Genomic DNA, 24,886 nt, shown 5'->3' with positions numbered 1-24,886 from the left:
GGGGGCAAGGCAGGGCGGGAAACAGGGGCGTTATCTTATATCAAACGGTGCCGGCGGGCACGGGACATTGGGCTGCAGCCCATCGCCGGCAAGCCGGCGATGGGGCGCGAAGCGGCCCCGGTATCAGGCCGCCTTGGCCTCGGCTGCCTTGGTCGCCGGCCTGGGCAGCGACGACAGCAAGGCCATCACCAGCGCCGCCAGGTACGGCAGCGACTGCACCAGCAGCATCGTCACCCAGAAGCGCATGTCCGTGCCGGGCAAGCCCTGGACCAGATAGATGCCCAGCGCCGCCCCCCACAGCAGGAGCATGATGAACAGTTCCTCGCGGGCCTCGGCGATCGCCACCAGCAGGCCGTGGCTGTCGGCATGCTTCGGCGTGCGGAAGAACGGCATGCTGCTGGTGAAAAAGCCATACAGCACCGCCTTGGCGATGGTGTGCGACAGCGCCAGCCCCGCCAGGGCGGCGGCGAAGGCGTCCTTGAGGTCGACGCCCACGGCGCGGCGGTAGAGGAAGATGATCTTGCCGACCTTGAAGAAGAACAGTGCCAGCGGCGGGATGGCGAAGATCATCAGCGGTGGGTCGACCCGGTGCGGGACGATGATCATCGCCGCCGACCAGAGCAGGGCACCGACGGTGAAGAAGATGTTCATGCCATCGGCGATCCATGGCAGCCAGCCGGCCAGGAAGTGATAGCGCTGGCCACGGGTCAGCTCGCTGCCCTCGCCGCGCAGCAGCGCCCCGGCGTGGTGCTTGATGATCTGGATGGCGCCGTAGGCCCAGCGCAAGCGCTGTTTCTTGAAGTCGATGAAGGTATCGGGCATCAGGCCCTTGCCGTAGCTGTGGTGGGCGTAGGCGGCCGAATAGCCCCGCTCGAAGACCCGCAGGCCCAGCTCGGCGTCCTCGCAGATGCACCACTGGGCCCAGCCCAGTTCTTCCAGGACCGAGCGGCGGGTCATGGTCATGGTGCCATGCTGGATGATCGCGTCACGGTCGTTGCGGGTGACCATGCCGATATGGAAGAACCCCTTGTACTCGCTGTAGCACAGCTTCTTGAAGGTGCTTTCGTGCTGGTCGCGGTAGTCCTGGGGCGATTGCACCACGGCGATCTTCGGGTCGGCGAAGTGCGGCACCATGTGCTTGAGCCAGTTGCGGTCGACGCAGTAGTCCGAGTCGATCACCGCGATCACTTCGGCGTCCTTGGCGGTATGCGGGATCAGGTAGTTCAGCGCGCCCCCCTTGAAACCGGCCAGGGGCGCCACGTGGAAGAACCTGAAGCGTTCGCCGAGCCGCTCGCAATACGCCTTGAGCGGCTCCCACACGGCCGGGTCCCGGGTGTTGTTGTCGATCACCAGCACTTCGTAGTCGGGGTAGTCGAGGGCGGCGAGGGCGTCGAGGGTCTGCTTCACCATCTCTGGCGGTTCGTTGTAGCAGGGCACGTGGATCGAGACCTTGGGCCGGTAGGCGGTATCGGCCTGCACCGGCAGGAACTCCCGGCGGCGTTTCCTGATCCACACCGCCTCGGCCAGTTCATGGGCTTCGGTGAGCAGGACGATGAACACGCCGATGGCGCCCAGGGCCAGCAGGCATCCGACGGTCAGGCTGAACCAGGTGCTGTACTGCTGGCTGTAGTCGTAGGCGATCCACACCAGGGCCGAGCCGCAGAGGAAGGTGATGAAGGTGAGGAAGGTGCGGCCACGCTGGCGCAGGGCCGAGCCGTCGATCAGCAGCACCGCCAGGGCGATCATCGCCAGCACCACCGAGGCCACGGCCAGGGCGCGCCACTGCGGGATCGCCACCACTGGGCCTTCGAAGTTGAATTTCTGCTGGCGTTCGGCGTTGAACACGCCCCAGTAAGCGCCCACCGAGCCTTCGTCGCTGGCTTTCCAGGGCTGGTCGTAGGCTTCGATGACGAAATAGTTGTAGCCCCGACGATTGAGCGTGCTGAGCAGGGTGCGCAGGTAGATCGCCTGGTCGGCCTGGGTGGCATCGGCGCCGCCGCGCATGCGGCCATTGCTCGGCCAGCCGACTTCCGACAGCAGCAGCGGCTTGCGTGGGAACTGTTGCTTGAGCTCGCGGGTGCGTTCGAGGACGAACTGCACGGCGTCCTGCATCGGCACGAACTCCCAGTAGGGCAGGATGTGCGCGGCGATCAGGTCGACGTGCCGGGCCAGTTGCGGGTTCGCCTTCCAGATGTGCCATTGCTCGCTGGTGGTCACCGGTACCTTGACGGCGGCGCGTACCCGGTCCAGGTACTGGATCAGCGCCTCGGGGGTGATCTCTTCGCGGAACAGCGCCTCGTTGCCCACCACGACCCGTACCACGCTGCGTGAGGTGTTGGCCAGCTCGATGGCCTTGGCGATCTCGCGCTCGTTGCGCTCCAGGTCCGGGCTGATCCACACGCCCAGGGTAATCCGCAGGCCAAGCTCCTCGGCCAGGCGCGGGATCTGTGCCTGGCTACCTTCGACGGTGTAGATGCGGATGCTGTCGGTCAACCCGCTCAACTGCTCCAGGTCCTGGCGGATCTGCGCCTCGCTCGGAAACTGCCCCTTCTGCGGGCTTTGCCCGAGGCGGAACGGTGAGTAGGAGAAGCCGGAGATCTGCTCGGGCCAGGCGGGGGCCGAGACAGGGCGGTTGACCAATGCCCAGAAGCCGGTGAACAGCGCGGCGATGGCCAGCACCACCACCAGGTTGAGACCGAATTTGCGTGATGACATACGTGTATTCGAGGTTCCGAGGAGAGGAGCGGGGCGTGGGTCCTTCGCTTGCCAGGTGCCGGTAGTGGGATGGATGGTCGGCTGAAGATGAGGTCTGGGCCCGCTCGGTTGTCGTCCAGGTCCGATTATTGGGTGGGACATTAAAACAGGATTGGCGGATTCTTTACCAATTCGGGGCGCTCGGCTGCGTCAGGTGGTGGCCCTTGTGTCGCGAAAGGGGCGCGCAGCGGCTCCACTGGCATATAATGCGCGCCGTTTTTCGCGGGGTATGAAGATGAGCACAGAAGATCCACGCTTCGCTGGCGTCGCCCGGTTGTACGGCGACCAGGGGTTGCAGCGCCTGCAGCAGGCCCATGTGGCCGTCGTCGGCATCGGCGGCGTCGGCTCCTGGGCGGCAGAGGCCCTGGCGCGCAGCGGTGTGGGCGAGATCACCCTGTTCGACCTCGACGACGTCTGCGTCAGCAACACCAACCGTCAGGCTCATGCCCTGGATGGCCAGGTGGGCCGGCCCAAGGTCGAGGTCATGGCCGAGCGCCTGCGGGCGATCAATCCGGCCTGCCGTGTGCATGCGGTGGCCGACTTCGTCACCCGCGACACCATGGTCGAGTACATCACCGAGCAGATGGACTGCGTCATCGACTGCATCGACAGCGTGATGGCCAAGGCCGCGCTGATCGCCTGGTGCCGGCGCCGCAAGATCACCATCGTCACCACCGGTGGCGCTGGCGGGCAGATCGACCCGACCCAGGTACAGATCGGCGACCTGAACAAGACCTTCAATGACCCGCTGGCCTCGCGGGTGCGTTCCACCTTGCGCCGCGACTACAACTTCTCGCGCAATGTCAGCCGCAACTACGGTGTGCCTTGCGTGTTCTCCAGCGAGCAACTGCGCTACCCCAAGGGCGATGGCAGCGTGTGTTTGCAGAAGAGCTTCGTCGGCGAGGGCGTGCGCCTGGACTGTGCCGGGGGCTTCGGTGCGGTGATGATGGTCACCGCGACCTTCGGCATGGTCGCGGCGAGCAAGGCGGTGGAAAAACTGGTGGGCGGCGCCCGGCGGCCGTCGGAGCGGGTGAAGGCGGTACCAGCGGCCGAGTGAGGGGGCGACCGTCAGGTTCCTGTGAGGGTCAGCTCTCAAGCTTTTCAGCTGTCCTTGGGGCTGCTTGACTTGTCTGGCATTGCGGCCCGCCCGCGAATGGATTCACCACCGACTCAATGGCCGGATGCCAATTCCGCCATGCGCTGCAGCACCGCATGCAGGCCATTGCTGCGCGAGGGCGAGAGCTGTCGCTCCAGCCCCAATGAAGCGAACCAGCCGCCCAGGTCGACCTGCGCCAACTGCGCGCTGTCCAGCCCTTGCACCCGTACCAGCAGCAAGGCCAGCAGGCCTCGCAACAGGCGGGCATCGCTGCTGGCCTTGAAACGCCACTGGCCGTCCTGCTGCTCGGCCACCAGCCAGACCAGGCTCTCGCAGCCATGCACACGGTTGGCCTCGGTCTTTTCCGAATCCTCCAGCGGCGCCAGGCAATCGCCCCACTGCATCAACAGGCGCGCGCGCTGTTCCCAGCCACGGGCCTGCGCGAAGCTTTCCAGCGCTTGACTGGCCGCTTCCGGCAGGCTCATCGCAGCAGCTCCAGGCCCTGGTCGAGAGCCTCGAAGAAGCGCTGCAGGTCGTCGCTGTCGTTGTACAGGGCCAGCGACACGCGGATCGCCCCTTCCAGCCCCAGCCCCTTGAGCAGCGGCATGGCGCAATGGTGCCCGGCGCGCACGGCGATGCCCTGCTCGGTCAGCACGTGGGCGATGTCGGCGTTGTGCACGCCCTCGACGACGAAGCTGGCCAGGGCCGCCTGGGGCGTGCCGAGCAGGCGGACACCCTCGCGGTCGGCGAGCCCGCGCAGCAACTGCTGGTGCAGGCTGGCTTCATGGTTGGCCACGGCCTGGGCGTCGAGGCTGGCGAGATAATCGAGGGTCGCCCCCAGGCCGATGACCCCGGCGATCGGCGGGGTGCCGGCCTCGAAGCCCAGCGGCGCGGGGCGGAAGCTCGCGCTGTGGTAGTCGGCCAGTTGCACCATTTCGCCCCCGAACTGCCAATGGCGTAGCTTCTCCAGCGCCTGTCGCTGGCCATACAGCACACCGACGCCCTCGGGGCCGTACAGCTTGTGGCTGGAGAACACATAGAAGTCGCAGCCCAGCTGTTGCACGTCATGGCGGCCATGGACCACGCCCTGGGCGCCATCGACCACGGTCAGGGCGCCCTGGGCCCGCGCGTGGGTCAGCAGCGCTGGCAGGGGCTGCCAGGTACCGAGCACGTTCGACAACTGGCTGACTGCCAGCACGCGGGTACGTGGGCCGATCAGTTGCAGGGCCTGGTCCAGGTCGATACGCCCGTGCTCGTCCAGCGGCAGCACCACCAGGCGCAGGTTGCGCCGCCGGGCCAGCTGTTGCCAGGGCAGCAGGTTGGCATGGTGTTCCAGGGCGCTGACGGCGATCTCGTCGCCGGCCTCCAGGTGCGCTTCCAGGCCATAGGCCAGCAGGTTCAGTGCCGAGGTGGCGCCATGGGTGAAGATGACCTGCCGTGCATCGGCGGCATTGAGCCAGGCAGCGACCTTGTCGCGGCTGCTTTCGAAGGCCTGGGTGGCCAGTGCGCCAGGCAGGTGCTGGGCACGGTGCACGTTGGCTGCACCATCGCCGTAGTAGTGACTCAGGGCGTCGAGCAACGCCTGGGGTTTCTGGGTGGTGGCGGCGCTGTCCAGGTAGGTCTGGTGCTGCCGTTGCAGGGCGGCGATGGCGGGAAAGTCGGCACGCCAGGGGGAGGGCTGGAACATGGTGTTGAGACCTGGAAATAAAAACGGGCCTGGCACAGGGCCAGACCCGATCTTATCACTTCGAACCGCGGAAGGTTCTCAGTTATGGGCGTGCAGCGCCTCGTTCAGCTCGATGGCCGACTTGTGGGTCTTGCACTCCACAGCGCCGGAAACCGAGTTGCGGCGGAACAGCAGGTCGGCCTGGCCGGCCAGTTCGCGTGCCTTGACCACTTTGACCAACTGGTTCTGCTCGTCGAGCAGTTGCACCTTGGTGCCGGCAGTGATGTACAGGCCGGCTTCCACGGTGTTGCGGTCGCCCAGCGGGATGCCGATACCGGCGTTGGCGCCGATCAGGCAGCCTTCGCCGACGGTGATGACGATGTTGCCACCGCCGGACAGGGTGCCCATGGTCGAGCAGCCGCCACCCAGGTCGGAACCCTTGCCGACGAACACGCCGGCCGACACGCGGCCTTCGATCATGCCCGGGCCTTCGGTGCCGGCGTTAAAGTTGACGAAGCCCTCGTGCATGATGGTGGTGCCTTCGCCGATGTAGGCGCCCAGGCGTACACGGGCGGTGTCGGCGATGCGCACGCCGGCCGGGACCACGTAGTCGGTCATCTTGGGGAACTTGTCCACCGAGAACACTTCCAGCAGCTCGCCCTTCAGGCGCGCTTCCAGCTGCTGCTCGGCCAGTTCCGCCAGGTCGATGGCGCCCTGGTTGGTCCAGGCGACGTTCGGCAGCAGCGGGAAGATGCCGGCCAGGCTCACGCCGTGGGGCTTGACCAGGCGGTGGGACAGCAGGTGCAGCTTCAGGTAGGCCTCGGGAGTGGAGGCCAGGGCGCCGTCCTCGGCCAGCAGGGTGGCGACCAGCGGCTTGTGGCTTTCGGCCAGGCGGGTCAGCAGCGCGCCCTGGGCGGCATCGATGCCTTTGACCGCTTCGGCCAGCTGGGCGGCCTGGGCGGTGCTGAAGGTGATGGCCTGGTTGCCGCCTTCATAGCCAAGGATCGGCGCCACGGCGGCGACCAGCTCGGCGCTCGGGGCGAGCAGGGGCTGGGCGTAGAAGACTTCCAGCCAGGCGCCCTGGCGGTTCTGGGTGCCGACACCGAAGGCCAGGCTGAACAGGGTAGTGGACATGCAGTTACCTCATGCGAATAAGGGGTTGAAGCGAAGGCGGGCTCAGGCCAGCGCCGCGGCGTACAGGTCGGGCTTGAAGCCGACCAGGGTGCGCTCGCCGAGGTCGAGCACCGGGCGCTTGATCATCGACGGTTGGGCGAGCATCAGTTCGACGGCCTTGGCTTGGTCGAGATCGGCCTTGCTGGCGTCGTCGAGCTTGCGGAAGGTGGTGCCGGCGCGGTTGAGGACCACTTCCCAGCCGTGCTCGTCGCACCAGCGGTTGAGGCTGTCGCGGTCGATGCCCTGGGTCTTGTAGTCATGGAATTGGTAGCCGATGGCTTTTTCGTCAAGCCAGGTACGGGCCTTTTTCATGGTGTCGCAGGCCTTGATGCCGTAGAGAGTGTAAGCCATTGAATTCATCGGGGATCGTTGGCTTCCCCAATCCTCCCCCTGTTTTCCCGAAAATAAGTCGCCGGATTATGCGACATCGTTCCCCTCAGCGCCACGGCTGGCGCAGCCAGGTCAGGCGACCAGGGGGTGCACGGTTCGCAGGATTTGCACGCCATGCTCCTGCTCGACCTTGCGCAGGTCATAGGCCATTTGCAAGTCGAGCCAGAATTGCGCAGTGGTGTTCAGGCAAATGGATAGCCGTAGCGCCATGTCGGCCGAAATGCCGCCGCGCTGAAACCCATCTCCCGCTGGAACTCTTCGCGCAGGATTTCGCCAGGATGTATTGGACGCATGCCGTTCTTGAGCATGATGCACCTCAGTGGTAATCGACAATTTCAACGTCTTCCGGCCCTCACGGCCCATAGACAGCCCAGGTGCCATTGAGCGTTGATGGGGCGCCGCCAGCGTGCCAGTGGACGAGCTTTGGTCAGGCGGGTCAATCAGGTGCGGGTAGTATTGTGTTACATATTCTTCAGCCAGCTGCGACTTTCGTGCAGCGTTCCTTCTTCCCGGGACATCGCTAACATATTGTTTCAATGGCGATGATTCGCCCCGCTGTCGCTTTGTTCGGATCACACAGGAAGCTTTGCCGATGCAGTCAGCCTATACCGTCCTTATCTTGCTGACGCTGGTAAGCGTGTCGAAACTGGTCGGGCGGATGATCCCGTTGCCCCTGCCGCTGGTGCAGATCGCCGCCGGCGCCTTGCTGGCCTGGCCGACCCTGGGCCTGCATGTGACCCTGAACCCGGAGCTGTTCCTCTTCCTGTTCCTGCCGCCGCTGCTGTTCGCCGATGGCTGGCGCATGCCCAAGCGCGAGTTGTGGCGCCTGCGCGGGCCGGTGGTGGCGCTGGCGGTGGGGTTGGTGCTGTTCACCGTGGTCGGCGCAGGCTACTTCATCCATTGGTTGCTGCCGAGCATCCCCCTGGCGGTGGCCTTCGCCCTGGCGGCGGTACTGTCGCCCACCGATGCCGTGGCGGTCTCGGCCATTACCCAGGACCGTTTGCCCACGCCCTTGATGCACATGCTCCAGGGCGAAGCGTTGATGAACGATGCCTCGGGCCTGGTGACCTTCAAGTTCGCTCTGGCAGCGGCGATCACCGGGGTGTTCTCCCTCGCCGAAGCGAGCCTGACCTTCGTCCTGGTGGCGCTCGGCGGCCTGGCTGTCGGTGTCGCCCTGAGCTGGCTGGTCGGTCGCCTGCGGGCCTGGATGATCGCCCGTGGCTGGGACGACCCGGCGACCCATGTGGTGTTCATGCTGCTGCTGCCGTTCGCCGCCTACGTGGTGGCCGAGCGCCTGGGCGTATCCGGCATCCTGTCTGCGGTGGCTGCCGGCATGATGCAGAGCTGGCTCGACCTGTTGCCGCGGCAGACCAGTACGCGCTTGCTCAACCGCAGTGTCTGGTCGTTGCTGGAGTTCGCCTTCAACGGCCTGATCTTCCTGCTGCTGGGCCTGCAACTGCCAGACATCATCAAGGCGGTGGTCAGCCACGAGACCTCGTTGTGGCCGACGCTGGCCTGGCGCTGCCTGGACGTGGTGGCGATCTTCATGGCGCTGGTGCTGTTGCGCTTCGTCTGGGTACAGAGCATCTGGCGTGCGATTGGTGTCATCCGGCGTTGGCGTGGCAAGCCGGACCTGGTGCTGTTGCCGACCACACGCTCCTGCCTGCTGCTGACCCTCGGCGGGGTGCGGGGAGCGGTGACCCTGGCCGGTGTGATGTCGGTGCCGTTGCTGATCGGTGCCGGTAAGGCGTTCCCCGAGCGTGACCTGCTGATCTTCATCGCGGCTGGGGTGATCCTGATGTCGCTGGTCAGTGCCTGCCTCGCCTTGCCGCTGTTGTTGCGCGGCGTGACCAAGAGCCCGGACGAGCGCTTGCGCCAGGAAGTCCAGGACGCCTGGCGACGTACGGCGGAGGCGGCCATCCACGCCCTGGAGGCCGAGGAGGTCATCGATGCCAATGCCCCCCAGGATGCGGCCCAGGCGACCTTGGCCACCGAACTCAAGGCGCGCCTGATGGCCGAGTATCGCGATGAGCTGGCCAGCTACAACGACAGCGCCGAGGCGCGGGCCCTGGCCGAGCAGATGGATCAACTGGAGCGCCGCCTGCGCATACGCGCGTTGCGGGCCCAGCGCCTGGAGCTCTACAACCTGCACCGCCAGCATCTGGTCGGGGACGAGGTGGTGCGCCAGGTGCTCGGGGAGTTGGACATGAGCGAGGCGAACCTGGGGCAGGTCAGGTAGATCGCCGGGGGCTGCAAAGCGGCCCCCGAGGCATCAGCGCTCGCTCAGGAAGTCACGAATCCGCTCGGCCGCCTCGATGCACTCGGCCAGTGGCGCGACCAGTGCCATCCGCACGCGCCCGGCCCCCGGGTTGACCCCATCCACCTCGCGCGACAGGTAAGAGCCCGGCACCACTGTCACATGCTCAGCCTCGAACAGGTCGCGGGCGAAGTCGGCGTCGCTGCCCGGCACCTTGGCCCACAGGTAGAAGCTGCCATCCGGGCGCTGCACGTCCATGACCGGCTGGAGGATGTCCAGCACGGCGTCGAACTTGGCCCGGTACTGGTCGCGGTTCTCGCGCACGTGGGCTTCGTCCTGCCAGGCGGCGATGCTGGCCAGCTGGGTCTGCACCGGCATGGCGCAGCCATGGTAGGTGCGGTACAGCAGGAACGGCTTGATGATCTCGGCGTCACCGGCCACGAAGCCCGAGCGCAGCCCTGGCAGGTTGGAGCGCTTGGACAGGCTGTGGAACACCACGCAGCGCTTGAAGTCGCTGCGGCCAAGCGCCGCGCAAGCGCTCAGCAGGCCGGGCGGCGGTGCGTCCTCGTCGAAGTACAGCTCGCTGTAGCATTCGTCGGCGGCGATCACGAAGTCGTGCTCGTCAGCCAGGGCGATCAGTTTCTTGAGCGTGTCCATCGGCACCAGGGCGCCGGTGGGGTTGCCCGGGGAGCACAGGAAGAGGATCTGGCAGCGCTGCCAGACCTCGGCCGGCACGGCGTCGAAGTCCGGGTTGAAGCCGTTGTCCGCCAGGCATGGCAGGTAGTGCGGGGTGGCGCCGGCCAGCAGGGCCGCGCCTTCATAGATTTGATAGAACGGGTTGGGGCTGACCACCAGGCCGTCATCGGCACGGTTGACCACGGCCTGGGTGAAGGCGAACAGTGCCTCGCGGGTGCCGTTGACCGGCAGGATATGGCGCTCGGCGTCGAGCCAGCCGGCCGGCACGCCGAAGCGCCGCTCGCACCACTGGCCGATGGCCTGGCGCAGGGCGGGCAGGCCGATGGTGCTCGGGTAGACCGCCAGTTGCTTGAGGTTGTCGGCCATGGCCTGGGCCACGAAGGCGGGCGATTCGTGCTTCGGTTCACCGATCGAGAGGGCGATGGCGCGTTTGTCCGCAGCCGGCTTCACGCTGCCCAGCAGGGCGCGGAGTTTCTCGAACGGGTAGGGCTGAAGCTGGGTCAAGGCATGGTTCATCGGCGCAAGGTCTCGTCAATCGTTAGAAAGTCACGCGGGTGGTGCTGGGTTCGCTGGCCGGGCTGGGTTGCAGCTGCTGGATGATGGCCTCCTGCAGGCGGCTGCACAGTTGCGGGTCGGACAGCGGCTGGTTGTCGGCGTCGGTGATGAAGAACACGTCTTCCACACGCTCGCCGAGGGTGGCGATCTTGGCGTTTTGCAGCGACAGGTCGAACTCCAGGAAGATCTTGCCCAGCCGCGCCAACAGGCCCGGGCGGTCGGGGGCGGTGATCTCGAGGATGGTCACCGGCCGCTGGGCATCGTTGAGGATGGTCACCTGGGGCGCGAAGGTGAAGTGCTTGAGCTGGCGCGGCACCCGGCGCTGGATGATGGTCGGGTAGTTCTCGGGGTTGCGCAGGGCCTCGGTCAGGCCTTCGCGGATCTCCTTGACCCGCTGCGGGTTGTCGCCGATGGCGCCGCCGTCGTTGTCCAGCACGATGTAGGTGTCTAGGGTGAACTGGCTGCTGGAGGTGATGATCCGCGCGTCGTGGATGTTCAGGTTGAGCTGGTCCATGGCGGCCACCGTCACGGCGAAGAAGTCGTGCTGGTCGGGGGCATAGATGAAGATCTGCGTGCCGCCCTCGAACTCGCGCTGGGTGGTTTCCTTGATCAGCACCAGCGGGCCGCCGTCGGCCGGTTGCTGGAGGATCGCATCGCTGTGCCAGGCCACGTCGGCGGCGGTGTGGCGCAGGAAGTAGTCATCGCCCAGTTGCGCCCACAACTGTTCCACGTCGTCCGGGTCGGTGCCCTCGCGGACCAGGATGTCCAGCGCCGCGTTCTGCGTCTGGCGGATCTGCTCCTCGCGGTCCAGCGGGTTTTCCAGGCCCCGGCGCAAGGCGCGCTTGGTCTCGGTGTAGAGCTGGCGCAGCAGGCTCGCGCGCCAGGAGTTCCACAGGCTGGGGTTGGTGGCGTTGATGTCGGCCACGGTCAGGACGTAGAGGTAGTCCAGGCGCGTCTCGTCACCCACCAGCAGGGCGAAGTCGTTGATCACCTGCGGGTCGGAGAGGTCCTTGCGCTGGGCGGTGGTGGACATCACCAGGTGCTGCTGCACCAGCCAGACGATCAGCCGGGTATCCCAGGCCGGCAACTGGTGGCGCTCGCAGAAGGCCTGGGCATCCACCGCGCCGAGCTCGGAGTGGTCGCCCTGGCGGCCCTTGCCGATATCGTGGTACAGGCCGGCCAGGTAGATCAGCTCGGGCTTGGGCAGGCGGCCCATGAGCTTGCTGGCCAGCGGAAACTTCTCCGAGACCGGCGTGTACTGCAGCTTGCGCAGGTGCTTGATCAGGTTGAGGGTGTGGGCGTCGACCGTGTAGATGTGGAACAGGTCGTGCTGCATCTGCCCGACGATCAGGCCGAACTCCGGCAAATAGCGGCCGAGGATGCCGTAGCGGTTCATCCGGCGCAGGTTGCGGTGGATGCCGATCTCACATTTGAACAGCTCGATGAACAGGCTGGTATTGCGGATATCGTGGCGGAACCTGTCGTCGATCAGGTGCCGATGTTCGCGCAACAGGCGCACGGTGTCGGCGCGCACGCCCTTGATCTCCGGGTGCTGGGCCATCAGCACGAAGATCTCCAGCATGGCGAATGGGGTGCGCTTGAAGACGTTCGGGTGAGCCGCTTCTATATAGCCGTCGTGGAGCCGGAAGCGCGCATTCAGTGGCTGGGTGGTGCCGCTGTCGTCGTCGGCGAGGATGACTTCCTCGAAGTGCTGGATGATCAGGTCGCACAGCTGGCTGATGCTCATCACCACCCGGTAGTACTGCTGCATGAACTGCTCGATGGCGCGCTTGGGGTTTTCGTCGCTGTAGCCCAGCAGCGCGGCGATGCTGCGCTGGTGGTCGAACAGCAAGCGGTCCTCGGCACGCCCGGCGAGCATGTGCAGGGCATAGCGCACGCGCCAGAGGAAGGCCTGCGAAGAGGCCAGCAACTCGTTCTCGCTTTCCAGCAGGAAGCCCTCGCCGGCCAGGGCATGCAGGTTCAGGGTGCCGTACTGGCGACGGGCCACCCACAGCACCGTCTGGATGTCGCGCAGGCCGCCCGGGGAGCCCTTGACGTTGGGCTCGAGGTTGTACTCGGTATCGTTGTACTTGTGGTGGCGGGCCTTGAGTTCGGCGCGTTTGGCCAGGAAGAACTCCTTGCTCGGCCACATGTGCTCGGTGCTGGTCACTTCCAGCATGCGCTGGCGCAGCGATTCGGGGCCGGCGATGGTACGGCTTTCCATCAGGTTGGTGATCACCGTCAGGTCGGCGCGGGCCTGTTCGGCGCACTCCTGGACGGTGCGCACGCTCTGGCCCACTTCCAGGCCGATGTCCCAGAGCAGGGTGAGGAAGCGCTCGATGGCCTCGCGGTACTGCTCATGCTCGGCGGCGTCCAGCAGGATCAGCAGGTCGATGTCCGACCAGGGGTGCAGCTCGCCACGGCCGTAGCCGCCGACGGCGACCAGGGCGATACCGGCCTGGTCGCACCAGTCGAACTGGTTCCAGGCCTGTTGCAGGATGTTGTCGACGAACCAGGCGCGGTCCTCGATCAGCCGGCGGATCTCGCCGCCTTCGCGAAAACGCCTGTCGAGCACCGCGCCGGCCTGGCGGATGGCTTTCTTGAAGGCGGCGATAGGGCTCGCCTTGAGCGCCAGTTCCGCCTGGAACTGGCCACGGTCGAACAGCTCCGGATCCACCTGGGTCATCGGGTCGCGTTCCTGTCGTTGGTCTGCCCGGGGCTGGCTCAGGCCGAAATGCGTGGAAGGGTGTCGTCCTTGCGCAGGGTGAAGATCTCGTAGCCGCTGGCGGTCACCAGGATGGTGTGTTCCCACTGGGCCGAGAGCTTGCGGTCCTTGGTGATGGCGGTCCAGCCGTCGCCCAGGACCTTGGTGTCGGCCTTGCCCTGGTTGATCATCGGCTCGATGGTGAAGGTCATGCCTTCCTTGAGTTCCATGCCGGTGCCGGCCTTGCCGTAGTGCAGGACCTGCGGCTCCTCGTGGAACACCTTGCCGATGCCATGGCCGCAGAACTCGCGGACCACCGAGAAGCCGTTCTTCTCGGCGTGCTTCTGGATCACCTCGCCGATGTCGCCCAGGCGGCAGCCCGGCTTGACCAGTTCGATGGCCTTGTACATGCACTCCTGGGTGACCTTGCACAGGCGCTCGGCCCACTCCGGCACCTCGCCGACGTAGAACATGCGGCTGGTGTCGCCGTGGTAGCCGTCCTTGATCACGGTGACGTCGATGTTGATGATGTCGCCTTTCTTCAGCGGCTTCTCATTGGGGATGCCGTGGCAGACCACATGGTTGATCGAGGTGCAGATCGACTTGGGGAAGCCCTTGTAGTTCAGCGGCGCCGGAATGGCCTGCTGGACGTTGACGATGTAGTCGTGGCACAGGCGGTCCAGTTCCTCGGTGGTGACACCGGGCTTGACGTGTTCCTCGATCATCTCGAGGACTTCGGCGGCCAGGCGGCCGGCGATGCGCATCTTCTCGATGTCTTCTGCGGTCTTGATGGTGACGGTCATTACAGGCTCTCTACGGCGCCGGGAAGGGCGCGAACGAACGGGAAAGGCCGGATTCTACCAGAGCGAGGCGCCCATCTGTCGGGATAAACCGGCAAATCCGGTGTCTACCGAGAGCATTCTGGCGCGATTGCCGGCATGCTGCAAAAGCCGCTGACGGACGAAGCACCATCCGGGTTCCGTTCGCCCGCGGTCTGTGGTATAAAATGCGCCGCTTTCGGGGGAGGTCCCCCGCAAGCCCAAACCCACACACGTGTCGACACGATGACCTGGGTGCCCCGAACTCGCTGGGTTCGCGGGTTGGTCATTGGGATACGTGGAGGCCCAACCCGACTTATCAAGGAACTATCATGTCCCAAGTCAACATGCGCGATATGCTGAAGGCCGGTGTGCACTTCGGCCACCAGACCCGTTACTGGAACCCGAAAATGGGCAAGTTCATTTTCGGCGCTCGTAACAAGATCCACATCATCAACCTGGAAAAAACCCTGCCGATGTTCAACGACGCCCTGTCGTTCGTCGAGCGCCTGGCCCAGGGCAAGAACAAGATCCTGTTCGTCGGCACCAAGCGTTCCGCCGGCAAGATCGTCGCCGAGCAGGCTGCTCGTTGCGGTTCGCCATACGTTGACCACCGCTGGTTGGGCGGCATGCTGACCAACTACAAGACCATCCGCGCTTCGATCAAGCGTCTGCGCGACCTGGAAACCCAGGCCGAAGACGGCACCTTCGCCAAGCTGACCAAGAAAGAAGCCCTGATGCGTACCCGCGACCTGGAAAAACTGGATCGCAGCCTGGGCGGCATCAAGGACATGGGCGGCCTGCCGGACGCACTGTTCGTGATCGACGTCGAGCACGAGCGCATTGCCATCACCGAAGCCAACAAGCTGGGTATCCCGGTCATCGGCGTTGTCGATACCAACAGCAGCCCGGAAGGCGTTGACTACGTCATCCCAGGCAACGACGACGCCATCCGCGCCATCGAGCTGTACATGACTTCGATGGCCGACGCGGTCATCCGCGGCCGCAACAACGTTGCCGGCGGCACCGAAGTTTACGCTGAAGAAGCGGCTGCACCAGCTGCCGAGTGATTGACGCCTAGCGTCTGACTTGGCACGCGAAAAGGGGGCTTGGCCCCCTTTTTGCCACCTTGAAATCCTGCTGTCAGAAAGAGCGCCGCATCATCGTGCTTCGCTGGCATGAAGGCAGTGATTCGCAGAATTGAACGCCCGCCGCGCGCGGGTGGAATGGTTGAAAACCTATCCAACGAGGATTTTGAAATGGCAGAAATTACTGCAGCGCTGGTCAAGGAACTGCGTGAGCGTACCGGCCAGGGCATGATGGAGTGCAAGAAAGCACTGGTTGCTGCCGGCGGTGACATCGAGAAGGCCATCGACGACATGCGCGCCTCCGGCGCCATCAAGGCCGCCAAGAAGGCCGGCAACATCGCTGCCGAAGGTTCGATCGCCGTTCGCGCCGAAGGCGGCCGTGGCCTGATCATCGAAGTCAACTCGCAGACCGACTTCCTGGCCCTGCAGGACGACTTCAAAGGCTTCGTCAAGGACAGCCTGAACGAAGCGTTCGAGCAGAACCTGACCGACGCCGCTCCGCTGATCGCCTCGCGTGAATCGGCGCGTGAAGCCCTGGTCGCCAAGTGCGGCGAGAACGTCAACATCCGTCGCCTGACCGCTGTCCAGGGTGACGTGATCGGTTCCTACCTGCACGGCCACCGCATCGGTGTCCTGGTCGTCCTGAAAGGCGGCGACGAAGAACTGGCCAAGAAGATCGCCATGCACGTGGCGGCCTCGAAGCCGGAAGTCGTTCGTCCGGAAGACGTTTCCGAAGAGCTGGTTGCCAAGGAAAAGGAAATCTTCCTGCAGCTGAACGCCGACAAGATCGCCGGCAAGCCGGAAAACATCGTCGAGAACATGATCAAGGGCCGTATCACCAAGTTCCTGGCCGAAGCCAGCCTGGTCGAGCAAGCCTTCGTCATGGATCCGGAAGTCAAGGTCGGCGAGCTGGCCAAGAAAGCCGGTGCCGAGATCGTTTCCTTCGTTCGCTACGAAGTCGGTGAAGGCATCGAGAAGAAAGAAGACAACTTCGCCGAAGAAGTTGCTGCTCAAGTGGCTGCTGCCCAGAAGCAATAAGACGGATTTTCATCTGTCGCCCCGAAGAGGCTGCCCGCTCACGCGCGCAGCCTCTTTGTCAAACCGGACGGGGGTTTATCCCGCTCCTGTCCGCTGGCGCCGAAGCGGCGCCACGCTACAGTTAGCAGGCTGCACACAGCCCGCACGGAATTTTCTCAAAGAACGCCGCAGGAGAGACTCGAATGGCCCAGCAGGTGAGTGGTCGCCAACCTCGCTATAAACGCATTTTGCTCAAACTTAGCGGCGAGGCCCTGATGGGGTCGGAAGAGTTCGGGATCGACCCGAAAGTCCTGGATCGCATGGCCCTGGAAGTTGGCCAACTGGTCGGCATCGGTGTCCAGGTCGGCCTGGTGATCGGTGGTGGCAACCTGTTCCGCGGCGCCGCCCTCAGCGCGGCTGGCATGGACCGCGTCACCGGCGACCACATGGGGATGCTGGCCACGGTGATGAACGCGCTGGCCATGCGTGACGCCCTCGAGCGTTCGAACATCCCGGCCATCGTCATGTCGGCCATTTCCATGGTTGGCGTCACCGATCATTACGATCGTCGCAAAGCTATTCGTCACCTCAACTCCGGGGATGTGGTAATTTTCTCCGCCGGTACCGGCAACCCGTTCTTCACCACCGACTCCGCTGCCTGCCTGCGCGCTATCGAGATCGATGCCGATGTCGTGCTGAAGGCGACCAAGGTCGATGGTGTCTACACTGCCGATCCATTCAAGGACCCGCATGCCGAGAAGTTCGATCACCTGACCTACGACGAGGTCCTGGATCGCAAGCTCGGCGTCATGGACCTGACCGCAATCTGCCTGTGCCGCGACCACAAGATGCCATTGCGGGTATTCAACATGAACAAGCCTGGCGCCCTGCTGAACATCGTAGTGGGTGGCGCTGAAGGAACTTTGATCGAGGAAGGCGAAGCATGATCAACGACATCAAGAAAGACGCCCAGGAGCGCATGGGCAAGTCCATCGAGGCCCTTGGCCGCAACCTGGCGTCCATCCGCACCGGTCGCGCGCACCCGAGCATCCTGGACAGCGTCAAGGTCCCGGCCTGGGGTAGCGAGATGCCGCTGAACCAGGTGGCCGCGATCACCGTCGAGGACGCCCGCACCCTGAAGATCGTCGCCCACGACAAGAACCTCAGCGCTGCCATCGAGAAGGCCATCCTGACCTCCGACCTGGGCCTGAACCCGTCCAGTGCCGGCACCACCATCCGCGTGCCGATGCCCGCCCTGACCGAGGAAACCCGCAAGGGCTACACCAAGCAGGCCCGTGCCGTTGCCGAGGAAGCCAAGGTCGCCGTGCGCAACGTGCGTCGTGACGCCCTGGCCGACCTGAAGAAGCTGTCCAAGGACAAGGCGATCAGCGAGGACGAAGAGCGTCGTGCCGCCGACGAGCTGCAGAAACTGACCGACAAGTATGTCGGCGAGGTCGACAAGGCCCTCGAAGCCAAGGAAAAGGACCTGATGGCCGTCTGAGGCCGGGACTTTTTCATGGAAAAGACCAAGCCAGCGGCATCGCCTTCGGTGCCGCGTCACGTCGCGATCATCATGGACGGTAACAACCGCTGGGCGAAGAAGCGCCTGCTGCCCGGCGTCGCCGGGCACAAGGCTGGCGTGGACGCCGTGCGCGCGGTGATCGAAGTCTGCGCCGAGGCGGGGGTCGAGGTGCTGACCCTGTTCGCCTTCTCCAGCGAGAACTGGCAGCGCCCGGCCGAGGAGGTCGGTGCCCTGATGGAGCTGTTCTTCTCGGCCTTGCGCCGCGAGGCCAAGCGCCTCAACGAGAACCGCATCAGCCTGCGCATCATCGGTGACCGCACGCGCTTCCACCCTGAGCTGCAGGCCGCCATGCGCGAGGCCGAGGCCCTGACCGCCGGCAACGATCGCTTCATCCTGCAGATCGCCGCCAACTACGGTGGCCAGTGGGACATCGCCCAGGCCGCCCAACGCCTGGCGCGGGAAGTCCAGGCCGGCCACCTGCGTCCGGACGACATCACCCCGGGGCTGCTGCAAACCTGCCTGGCCACCGGCGACCTGCCGTTGCCCGACCTGTGCATCCGTACCGGGGGCGAGCATCGCATCAGCAACTTCCTGCTGTGGCAGTTGGCCTATGCCGAGCTGTACTTCTCCGACCTGTACTGGCCGGACTTCAAACACGAGGCCATGCGCAACGCCCTGGCCGATTTCGCTTCGCGCCAGCGCCGCTTCGGTAAGACCAGCGAGCAGGTCGAGGCTGGAGCTCGTGCTTAATGCTTAAACAACGCATCATTACTGCGCTGATCCTGCTGCCGATCGCGCTGGGTGGATTCTTCCTGCTACACGGCGGGGATTTCGCCTTGTTCATCGGCTTCGTGGTGACCGTCGGCGCCTGGGAGTGGGCGCGCCTGGCGGGGCTCGTGGCCCAGCCGTTGCGCCTGGCCTATGCCGCGGTGGTCGCCGGGGCGCTGATGCTGCTTTACCTGATGCCGGACCTTGCGCCCTGGGTGCTTGGCGCCTCGGTGATCTGGTGGGGGCTGGCCACCTGGCTGGTGCTCACCTACCCACGCAGTAGCGAGCTGTGGGCCAGCGCTGCCTGTCGCCTGCTGATCGGCCTGCTGGTGCTACTGCCGGCCTGGCAGGGCCTGGTGCTGCTCAAGCACTGGCCGCTGGGCAACGGGCTGATCCTGGCGGTCATGGTGCTGGTCTGGGCCGCCGATATCGGCGCCTACTTCTCGGGGCGCGCGTTCGGCAAGCGCAAGCTGGCGCCACAGGTCAGCCCTGGCAAGAGCTGGGAAGGGGTCTATGGCGGCCTGGCGGTCAGCCTGCTGATCGCCCTGGGCGTGGGCCTGGCCCGCGACTGGGGTATCGGTCAGTTGCTGCTGGGCCTGCTGGGCGCCGTGGTCGTGGTGATGTCCTCGGTGATCGGTGACCTGACCGAGAGCATGTTCAAACGCCGCGAAGGCATCAAGGACAGCAGCAACCTGCTGCCCGGCCATGGCGGCGTGCTCGACCGCATCGACAGCCTGACCGCGGCGATCCCGATGTTCGCCGTGCTGCTCTGGGCGGCCGAGTGGGGTGTGATGTGAGTCGCGCGCAACGCATTACCGTGCTGGGGGCGACCGGCTCCATCGGCCTGAGCACCCTGGATGTCATCGCCCGTCATCCTGAGCGCTACCAGGTGTTCGCCCTGAGTGGCTATTCCCGTCTCGACCAGTTGCTGGCGCTGTGCGAGCGGCACCGCCCGGCCTATGCCGTGGTGCCGAGCGCCGAGGCCGCCACGCGCCTGCGCGAGGGGTTGGCCGCGGCCGGCTGCGCCACCGAGGTGCTGGAAGGGGAGGCGGGGTTGTGCCAGGTGGCCCGCGCGGCCGAAGTGGACGCGGTGATGGCGGCCATCGTCGGTGCCGCGGGCCTGCGCCCGACCCTGGCGGCCGTCGAGGCGGGCAAGAAGGTGCTGCTGGCCAACAAGGAAGCCCTGGTGATGTCTGGTGCGCTGTTCATGGGGGCGGTGCGGCGCAGTGGTGCCGTGCTGCTGCCGATCGACAGCGAGCACAACGCGATCTTCCAGTGCCTGCCAGGCGACTACGCCCGTGGCTTGGCCCCGGTGGGTGTGCGGCGCATCCTGCTGACCGCCTCGGGCGGGCCGTTCCGCGAGACGCCGGCAGCCGCCCTGGCGAACGTCACGCCGGAGCAGGCCTGCGCTCACCCCAACTGGTCCATGGGGCGGAAGATCTCGGTCGACTCGGCGAGCATGATGAACAAGGGCCTGGAGCTGATCGAGGCCTGCTGGCTGTTCGATGCCGCGCCGGACAAGGTGGAAGTGGTGGTGCACCCGCAGAGTGTGATCCACTCCCTGGTGGACTACGTGGATGGTTCGGTGCTCGCCCAGCTGGGCAACCCGGACATGCGCACGCCGATCGCCAATGCCCTGGCCTGGCCCGAGCGGATCGATTCCGGGGTCGCGCCGCTGGACCTGTTCGCCATCGCCCGCCTGGATTTCCAGGCGCCCGACGAACAGCGCTTCCCCTGCCTGCGCCTGGCGCGCCAGGCTGCCGAGGCCGGCAACAGCGCCCCGGCGGTACTCAATGCGGCCAACGAAGTGGCGGTGGAGGCATTTCTCCAGCGGCGTATCCGCTTCCCGGAGATCGCGGGTATGATCGAACAGGTGCTCGACCAGGAGTCCGTGGTGCCGTTGCCGTCGCTGGACGCGGTGTTCGCCGCCGACCAGCGCGCCCGGGAGCTTTCCCGGGAATGGCTGAGGCGCCACGGTCGCTGATGGTGAGATTTGTACGAAAAGTCGCCGCTCCGGCACTTTTCGTACAAGGTCCAGGGCTGGGCTGAACGTCATTTGGAGATAGATATGACAGCGCTCTACATGATTATCGGCACCCTGATTGCCTTGGGTGTATTGGTCACTTTCCATGAATTCGGCCACTTCTGGGTGGCCAGGCGTTGTGGCGTCAAGGTGCTGCGCTTCTCCGTGGGCTTCGGCACGCCACTGCTGCGCTGGCACGACCGTCATGGCACCGAGTTCGTGGTCGCGGCGATTCCCCTGGGTGGCTACGTCAAGATGCTCGACGAGCGCGAGGGCGACGTGCCGCCGGCATTGGCGGAGCAGTCCTTCAACCGCAAGCCGGTGCGCCAGCGCATCGCTATAGTCGCGGCCGGCCCCATCGCCAACTTCCTCCTGGCCATCCTGTTCTTCTGGCTCCTGGCCATGCTCGGCACCCAGCAGGTCCGTCCGGTGATCGGCGCGGTCGAGTCGGGCAGCCTGGCGGCATCCGCCGGCCTGGCCGCCGGTCAGGAAGTCGTCTCCGTCGACGGCAAGCCGACCAATGGCTGGTCGGCGGTCAACCTGCAGCTGGTTCGTCGCCTGGGCGAGAGCGGGACCCTGCGGGTCGGTGTGCGTGACGAGGGCGGCTCGGTCGAGCGCCAGCACGATATCCGCCTGGATCAATGGCTCAAGGGCGTCGACGAGCCCGACCCGATCCGCTCCCTCGGCTTGCGCCCCTGGCGCCCGGCGGTGACGCCGGTGCTGGCGCAGATCGATCCCAAGGGGCCGGCTGCCGCCGCCGGGCTCAAGAGTGGCGACAAATTGTTGGCCTTGGACGGGGTCGCGCTGAGCGACTGGCAGCAGGTGGTCGACGGCGTGCGTGCCCGCCCAGAGGCCAAGGTGCTGCTGCGCGTGGAGCGTGACGGGGCGCAGCTGGAGGTCCCGGTCACCCTGGCCCGGCAGGGCGAGGGTGGCTACCTGGGGGCAGGTGTCAAGGGCGTCGAATGGCCCGCCAGCATGCTTCGCGAAGTCAGCTATGGCCCCCTGGAAGCGGTGGGCGAGGGCCTGTCGCGAACCTGGAGCATGAGCGTCCTGACCCTCGAATCGCTGAAGAAAATGCTGTTCGGGGAGCTCTCGGTAAAAAACTTGAGCGGACCGATAACCATTGCTAAAGTGGCGGGCGCTTCAGCCCAGTCGGGCGTGGGGGATTTCCTGAATTTCCTGGCCTACCTGAGCATAAGCCTGGGGGTTCTTAACCTGCTGCCCATCCCAGTACTGGATGGGGGGCATTTGCTGTTCTACCTGATCGAGTGGGCGCGCGGTCGTCCGCTCTCGGATCGGGTGCAAGGTTGGGGGGTCCAGATCGGTATCAGTTTAGTCATTGGGGTGATGTTGCTCGCCCTGATCAACGATCTGGGTCGACTATAAAAAGCTTCGCTCAATTGCGAACCTGCCGCCCCACTCGCGGCGGGTTGTTTATTGCCAGTTGGAATAAAAGGACTTCATGAAACGTCTGCTGCTAACTGCGGTCCTCTCCGCACTGATGATCGCTGAAGTTCACGCCGAGTCCTTCACCATCTCCGATATTCGTGTCAATGGTCTGCAGCGGGTTTCCGCAGGCAGCGTGTTCGGGGCCCTGCCACTGAACGTGGGCGACCAGGTCGACGATCGGCGTCTGGTGGAATCCACCCGCTCGCTGTTCAAGACCGGCTTCTTCCAGGACATCCAGCTGAGCCGCGACGGCAATGTCCTGATCATCAACGTGGTCGAACGTCCGTCGGTCTCGAGCATCGAGATCGAGGGCAACAAGGCCATCAGCACCGAAGACCTGATGAAGGGCCTGAAGCAGTCGGGCCTGGCCGAGGGCGAGATCTTCCAGCGGGCCACCCTCGAGGGGGTGCGTAACGAGCTGCAGCGCCAGTACGTGGCTCAGGGCCGCTATTCGGCGGAGGTCGACGCCGAGGTGGTGCCGCAACCGCGCAACCGGGTCGGCCTGAAGATCAAGATCAACGAAGGCACCGTCGCCGCCATCCAGCACATCAACGTGGTGGGCAACACCGTCTTCAGCGACGAAGACCTGACCCAGCTCTTCGAGCTCAAGACCACCAACTGGCTGTCGTTCTTCAAGAACGATGACAAGTACGCCCGCGAGAAGCTCTCCGGTGACCTGGAGCGCCTGCGTTCCTACTACCTGGACCGCGGCTACATCAACATGGACATCGCCTCGACCCAGGTGTCCATCACCCCGGACAAGAAGCACGTCTACATCACCGTCAACATCAACGAAGGCGAGAAGTACACCGTTCGCGACGTGAAGCTCTCCGGCGACCTCAAGGTACCGGAAGACCAGGTCCGGTCGTTGCTGCTGGTGCAGCCGGGCCAGGTGTTCTCGCGCAAGGTGATGACCACCACCTCCGACCTGATCACCCGTCGCCTGGGCAACGAGGGCTATACCTTCGCCAACGTCAACGGCGTGCCGCAACCCAACGACGAAGACCATACCGTCGACATCATGTTCGTGGTCGACCCGGGCAAGCGCGCCTACGTCAACCGCATCAACTACCGCGGCAACACCAAGACCGAAGACGAAGTGCTGCGTCGCGAGATGCGCCAGATGGAGGGCGGCTGGGCCTCGACCTACCTGATCGATCAGTCCAAGACCCGTCTGGAGCGCCTGGGCTTCTTCAAGGAAGTCAACGTCGAGACCCCGCCGGTGCCGGGCACCGACGACCAGGTCGACGTCAACTACAGCGTCGAGGAGCAGGCCTCCGGCTCGATCACCGCCAGCGTCGGTTTCGCCCAGAGCGCGGGGCTGATCCTGGGTGGCTCGATCAGCCAGAGCAACTTCCTGGGGACCGGTAACAAGGTCTCCATCGGCCTGACCCGTAGCGAGTACCAGACCCGCTACAACTTCGGCTTCGTCGACCCCTACTGGACCGCCGATGGCGTCAGCCTGGGCTACAACGCCTTCTACCGCAGCACCGACTACGACGACCTCGACGTCGACGTGGCCAGCTATGCGGTGGACAGCCTGGGCGCCGGTGTCAGCATCGGCTACCCGATCAGCGAGACCTCGCGCCTGACCTACGGCCTTTCCGTGCAGCGGGACGAGATCAAGACCGGCCGCTACACCGTCGACGAGATCTTCGACTTCCTCGAGGAGGAGGGCGACAGCTTCCTGAACTTCAAGGCGTCGGTGGGCTGGTCCGAGTCCACCCTGAACAAGGGCGTGCTGGCGACCCGTGGTCATTCCCAGAGCCTGACCCTGGAAACCACCGTGCCGGGCAGCGACCTGTCGTTCTACAAGCTCGACTACCGTGGCCAGCTGTTCAAGCCGATCACCAACGACTACACCCTGCGCCTGCACACCGAACTGGGCTATGGTGATGGTTTCGGTGGTACCTCGGGCCTGCCGTTCTACGAGAACTACTATGCCGGTGGCTTCAACTCTGTCCGTGGCTTCAAGGACAGCAGCCTGGGCCCTCGCAGTACCCCGAGCCAGGGCAACAACCCCGGTACCATCCGCGACCCGGACCAGGACCCGCTGCCGTTCGGTGGCAACGTCCTCGTCCAGGGTGGTGTCGAGCTGCTGTTCCCGCTGCCGTTCGTCAAGGACCAGCGTTCGCTGCGTACCTCGGTGTTCTGGGACGTCGGTAACGTGTTCGACACCAACTGCGGCAGCAAGCCGGACTGCGAGAAGGTCGGCTTCTCGGGCATGGCCAGCTCGGTTGGCCTGGGCGTCACCTGGATCACTGCGCTGGGCCCGCTGAGCTTCAGCCTGGCGATGCCGGTCAAGAAGCCGGACGATGCCGATACCCAGGTGTTCCAATTCTCTCTGGGCCAGACCTTCTGAGGTCGGCCCTCGCTCAACGAAAACGGTTTATCCAGGAGTGCATCGTGCGTAAGTTGACTCAACTGGCCATCTTGGCCGCGGCGCTGGTCGCCACCCCGGCTTTCGCCGAAATGAAGATCGCCGTGCTGAACTACCAGATGGCACTGCTCGAATCGGACGCGGCGAAGAAGTACGCGGTCGATGCCGAGAAGAAGTTCGGCCCGCAGCTGACCAAGCTGAAGAATCTGGAAAGCAGCGCCAAGGGCATCCAGGACCGCCTGATCAAGGGTGGCGACAAGATGCCCCAGCAGGAGCGCGAGCGCCTGGAACTCGAATTCAAGCAGAAGGCCCGTGACTTCCAGTTCCAGTCCAAGGAGCTGAACGAAGCCAAGGCCGTCGCCGACCGCGACATGCTCAAGCAACTCAAGCCCAAGCTCGACGGCGCCGTCGAGGAGGTCATCAAGCGTGGTGGCTACGACCTGGTGCTCGAGCGTGGTGCGGTGATCGATGTCAAGCCGCAGTACGACATCACCCGCCAAGTCATCGAGCGTATGAACCAAGCTCGTTGA

The 24,886-nt window shown here is 65.0% G+C and carries 20 protein-coding genes and 1 pseudogene; 12 read left to right on the top strand and 9 right to left on the bottom strand.

Translation table 11 applies throughout. The features are described 5' to 3' along the window. Positions 1 to 123 precede the first annotated feature (123 nt). On the bottom strand, positions 124 to 2,715 hold the full coding sequence (locus WCE05_RS06100; protein ID WP_225787323.1) for a glycosyltransferase: 2,592 nt from the start codon (positions 2,713 to 2,715) through the stop codon (positions 124 to 126). Between the two features lie 274 nt (positions 2,716 to 2,989). Here WCE05_RS06100 and tcdA point away from each other — a divergent pair, with 274 nt between their 5' ends. Then, the gene (gene tcdA / locus WCE05_RS06095) at positions 2,990 to 3,811 is read left to right on the top strand and encodes a tRNA cyclic N6-threonylcarbamoyladenosine(37) synthase TcdA (protein WP_225787324.1); all 822 of its coding nucleotides are present in this window, start codon (positions 2,990 to 2,992) and stop codon (positions 3,809 to 3,811) included. A 113-nt stretch (positions 3,812 to 3,924) separates the two neighbouring features. On the opposite strand, the gene WCE05_RS06090 is transcribed toward tcdA, so the two are convergent. The 5 genes and pseudogenes from WCE05_RS06090 to WCE05_RS06070 all read right to left on the bottom strand — a co-directional run bounded on the left by WCE05_RS06090 (position 3,925) and on the right by WCE05_RS06070 (position 7,387). Continuing rightward, the gene (locus WCE05_RS06090; protein WP_225787325.1) at positions 3,925 to 4,335 is read right to left on the bottom strand and encodes a SufE family protein; all 411 of its coding nucleotides are present in this window, start codon (positions 4,333 to 4,335) and stop codon (positions 3,925 to 3,927) included. Further along, on the bottom strand, positions 4,332 to 5,537 hold the full coding sequence (locus WCE05_RS06085; RefSeq protein ID WP_368815600.1) for a cysteine desulfurase: 1,206 nt from the start codon (positions 5,535 to 5,537) through the stop codon (positions 4,332 to 4,334). Before WCE05_RS06085 ends, WCE05_RS06090 begins: the two co-directional genes overlap by 4 nt. Before the next feature lie 78 nt (positions 5,538 to 5,615). Beyond that, positions 5,616 to 6,650 (bottom strand): 2,3,4,5-tetrahydropyridine-2,6-dicarboxylate N-succinyltransferase, encoded by a 1,035-nt coding sequence (dapD, locus tag WCE05_RS06080; RefSeq protein ID WP_225787327.1) that lies wholly within the window; start codon positions 6,648 to 6,650, stop codon positions 5,616 to 5,618. Positions 6,651 to 6,692: 42 nt separating this feature from the next. After that, positions 6,693 to 7,040 (bottom strand): ArsC family reductase, encoded by a 348-nt coding sequence (locus WCE05_RS06075; protein ID WP_225787462.1) that lies wholly within the window; start codon positions 7,038 to 7,040, stop codon positions 6,693 to 6,695. A gap of 111 nt (positions 7,041 to 7,151) precedes the next feature. Continuing rightward, a pseudogene (locus tag WCE05_RS06070) lies at positions 7,152 to 7,387 on the bottom strand (HigA family addiction module antitoxin). A gap of 284 nt (positions 7,388 to 7,671) precedes the next feature. On the opposite strand from WCE05_RS06070, the gene WCE05_RS06065 reads away from it, so the two are divergent. Further along, positions 7,672 to 9,318: a Na+/H+ antiporter gene (locus WCE05_RS06065; RefSeq protein WP_253079935.1), complete on the top strand. Its 1,647-nt coding sequence runs from the start codon at positions 7,672 to 7,674 to the stop codon at positions 9,316 to 9,318. 33 nt (positions 9,319 to 9,351) lie between these two features. Here the strand turns inward: WCE05_RS06065 and dapC are convergent, their stop codons facing one another. From dapC to map, 3 genes are read right to left on the bottom strand one after another with little or no spacing between them, the layout of a single operon-like run. Next, a complete protein-coding gene (gene dapC / locus WCE05_RS06060; RefSeq protein ID WP_225787329.1) occupies positions 9,352 to 10,548 on the bottom strand; it encodes a succinyldiaminopimelate transaminase in 1,197 nt (398 codons plus the stop codon). A 22-nt stretch (positions 10,549 to 10,570) separates the two neighbouring features. Beyond that, entirely contained in the window at positions 10,571 to 13,273 is a 2,703-nt protein-coding gene (locus WCE05_RS06055; protein ID WP_368815599.1) for a [protein-PII] uridylyltransferase, read from the bottom strand. A 38-nt stretch (positions 13,274 to 13,311) separates the two neighbouring features. Beyond that, a complete protein-coding gene (map, locus tag WCE05_RS06050; RefSeq protein WP_225787331.1) occupies positions 13,312 to 14,094 on the bottom strand; it encodes a type I methionyl aminopeptidase in 783 nt (260 codons plus the stop codon). 347 nt (positions 14,095 to 14,441) lie between these two features. On the opposite strand from map, the gene rpsB reads away from it, so the two are divergent. From rpsB to WCE05_RS06000, 10 genes are all read left to right on the top strand, one after another. Next, entirely contained in the window at positions 14,442 to 15,179 is a 738-nt protein-coding gene (rpsB, locus tag WCE05_RS06045; protein ID WP_084854358.1) for a 30S ribosomal protein S2, read from the top strand. A 189-nt stretch (positions 15,180 to 15,368) separates the two neighbouring features. Continuing rightward, positions 15,369 to 16,235 (top strand): translation elongation factor Ts, encoded by an 867-nt coding sequence (gene tsf / locus WCE05_RS06040; protein WP_225787332.1) that lies wholly within the window; start codon positions 15,369 to 15,371, stop codon positions 16,233 to 16,235. Between the two features lie 182 nt (positions 16,236 to 16,417). After that, a complete protein-coding gene (pyrH, locus tag WCE05_RS06035; RefSeq protein WP_225787333.1) occupies positions 16,418 to 17,161 on the top strand; it encodes a UMP kinase in 744 nt (247 codons plus the stop codon). Further along, positions 17,158 to 17,715 (top strand): ribosome recycling factor, encoded by a 558-nt coding sequence (gene frr / locus WCE05_RS06030; protein ID WP_253079936.1) that lies wholly within the window; start codon positions 17,158 to 17,160, stop codon positions 17,713 to 17,715. Before pyrH ends, frr begins: the two co-directional genes overlap by 4 nt. A gap of 15 nt (positions 17,716 to 17,730) precedes the next feature. After that, positions 17,731 to 18,486 carry a polyprenyl diphosphate synthase gene (gene uppS / locus WCE05_RS06025; RefSeq protein WP_225787335.1) on the top strand — a complete coding sequence of 252 codons (756 nt, stop codon included), beginning with the start codon at positions 17,731 to 17,733 and terminating at the stop codon, positions 18,484 to 18,486. Continuing rightward, positions 18,486 to 19,301 carry a phosphatidate cytidylyltransferase gene (locus WCE05_RS06020; protein ID WP_225787336.1) on the top strand — a complete coding sequence of 272 codons (816 nt, stop codon included), beginning with the start codon at positions 18,486 to 18,488 and terminating at the stop codon, positions 19,299 to 19,301. Before uppS ends, WCE05_RS06020 begins: the two co-directional genes overlap by 1 nt. Beyond that, complete coding sequence (gene ispC, locus WCE05_RS06015; RefSeq protein ID WP_368815598.1) at positions 19,298 to 20,488, top strand: 1-deoxy-D-xylulose-5-phosphate reductoisomerase; 1,191 nt, start codon at positions 19,298 to 19,300, stop codon at positions 20,486 to 20,488. The genes WCE05_RS06020 and ispC overlap by 4 nt, the downstream gene beginning before the upstream one ends. Before the next feature lie 84 nt (positions 20,489 to 20,572). Then, complete coding sequence (gene rseP, locus WCE05_RS06010) at positions 20,573 to 21,913, top strand: RIP metalloprotease RseP (protein ID WP_225787338.1); 1,341 nt, start codon at positions 20,573 to 20,575, stop codon at positions 21,911 to 21,913. Between the two features lie 76 nt (positions 21,914 to 21,989). Continuing rightward, positions 21,990 to 24,338 (top strand): outer membrane protein assembly factor BamA, encoded by a 2,349-nt coding sequence (gene bamA, locus WCE05_RS06005; RefSeq protein WP_253079938.1) that lies wholly within the window; start codon positions 21,990 to 21,992, stop codon positions 24,336 to 24,338. A 44-nt stretch (positions 24,339 to 24,382) separates the two neighbouring features. After that, complete coding sequence (locus tag WCE05_RS06000; protein ID WP_225787340.1) at positions 24,383 to 24,886, top strand: OmpH family outer membrane protein; 504 nt, start codon at positions 24,383 to 24,385, stop codon at positions 24,884 to 24,886.

Origin of the sequence: Pseudomonas sp. I2 (assembly GCF_040984075.1) — a bacterium.
Taxonomy (GTDB): Bacteria; Pseudomonadota; Gammaproteobacteria; order Pseudomonadales; family Pseudomonadaceae; genus Aquipseudomonas; species Aquipseudomonas guariconensis_B.
Note: the sequence above shows the minus strand (reverse complement) of the source record. Positions and strands in the feature narration are given on the sequence as shown.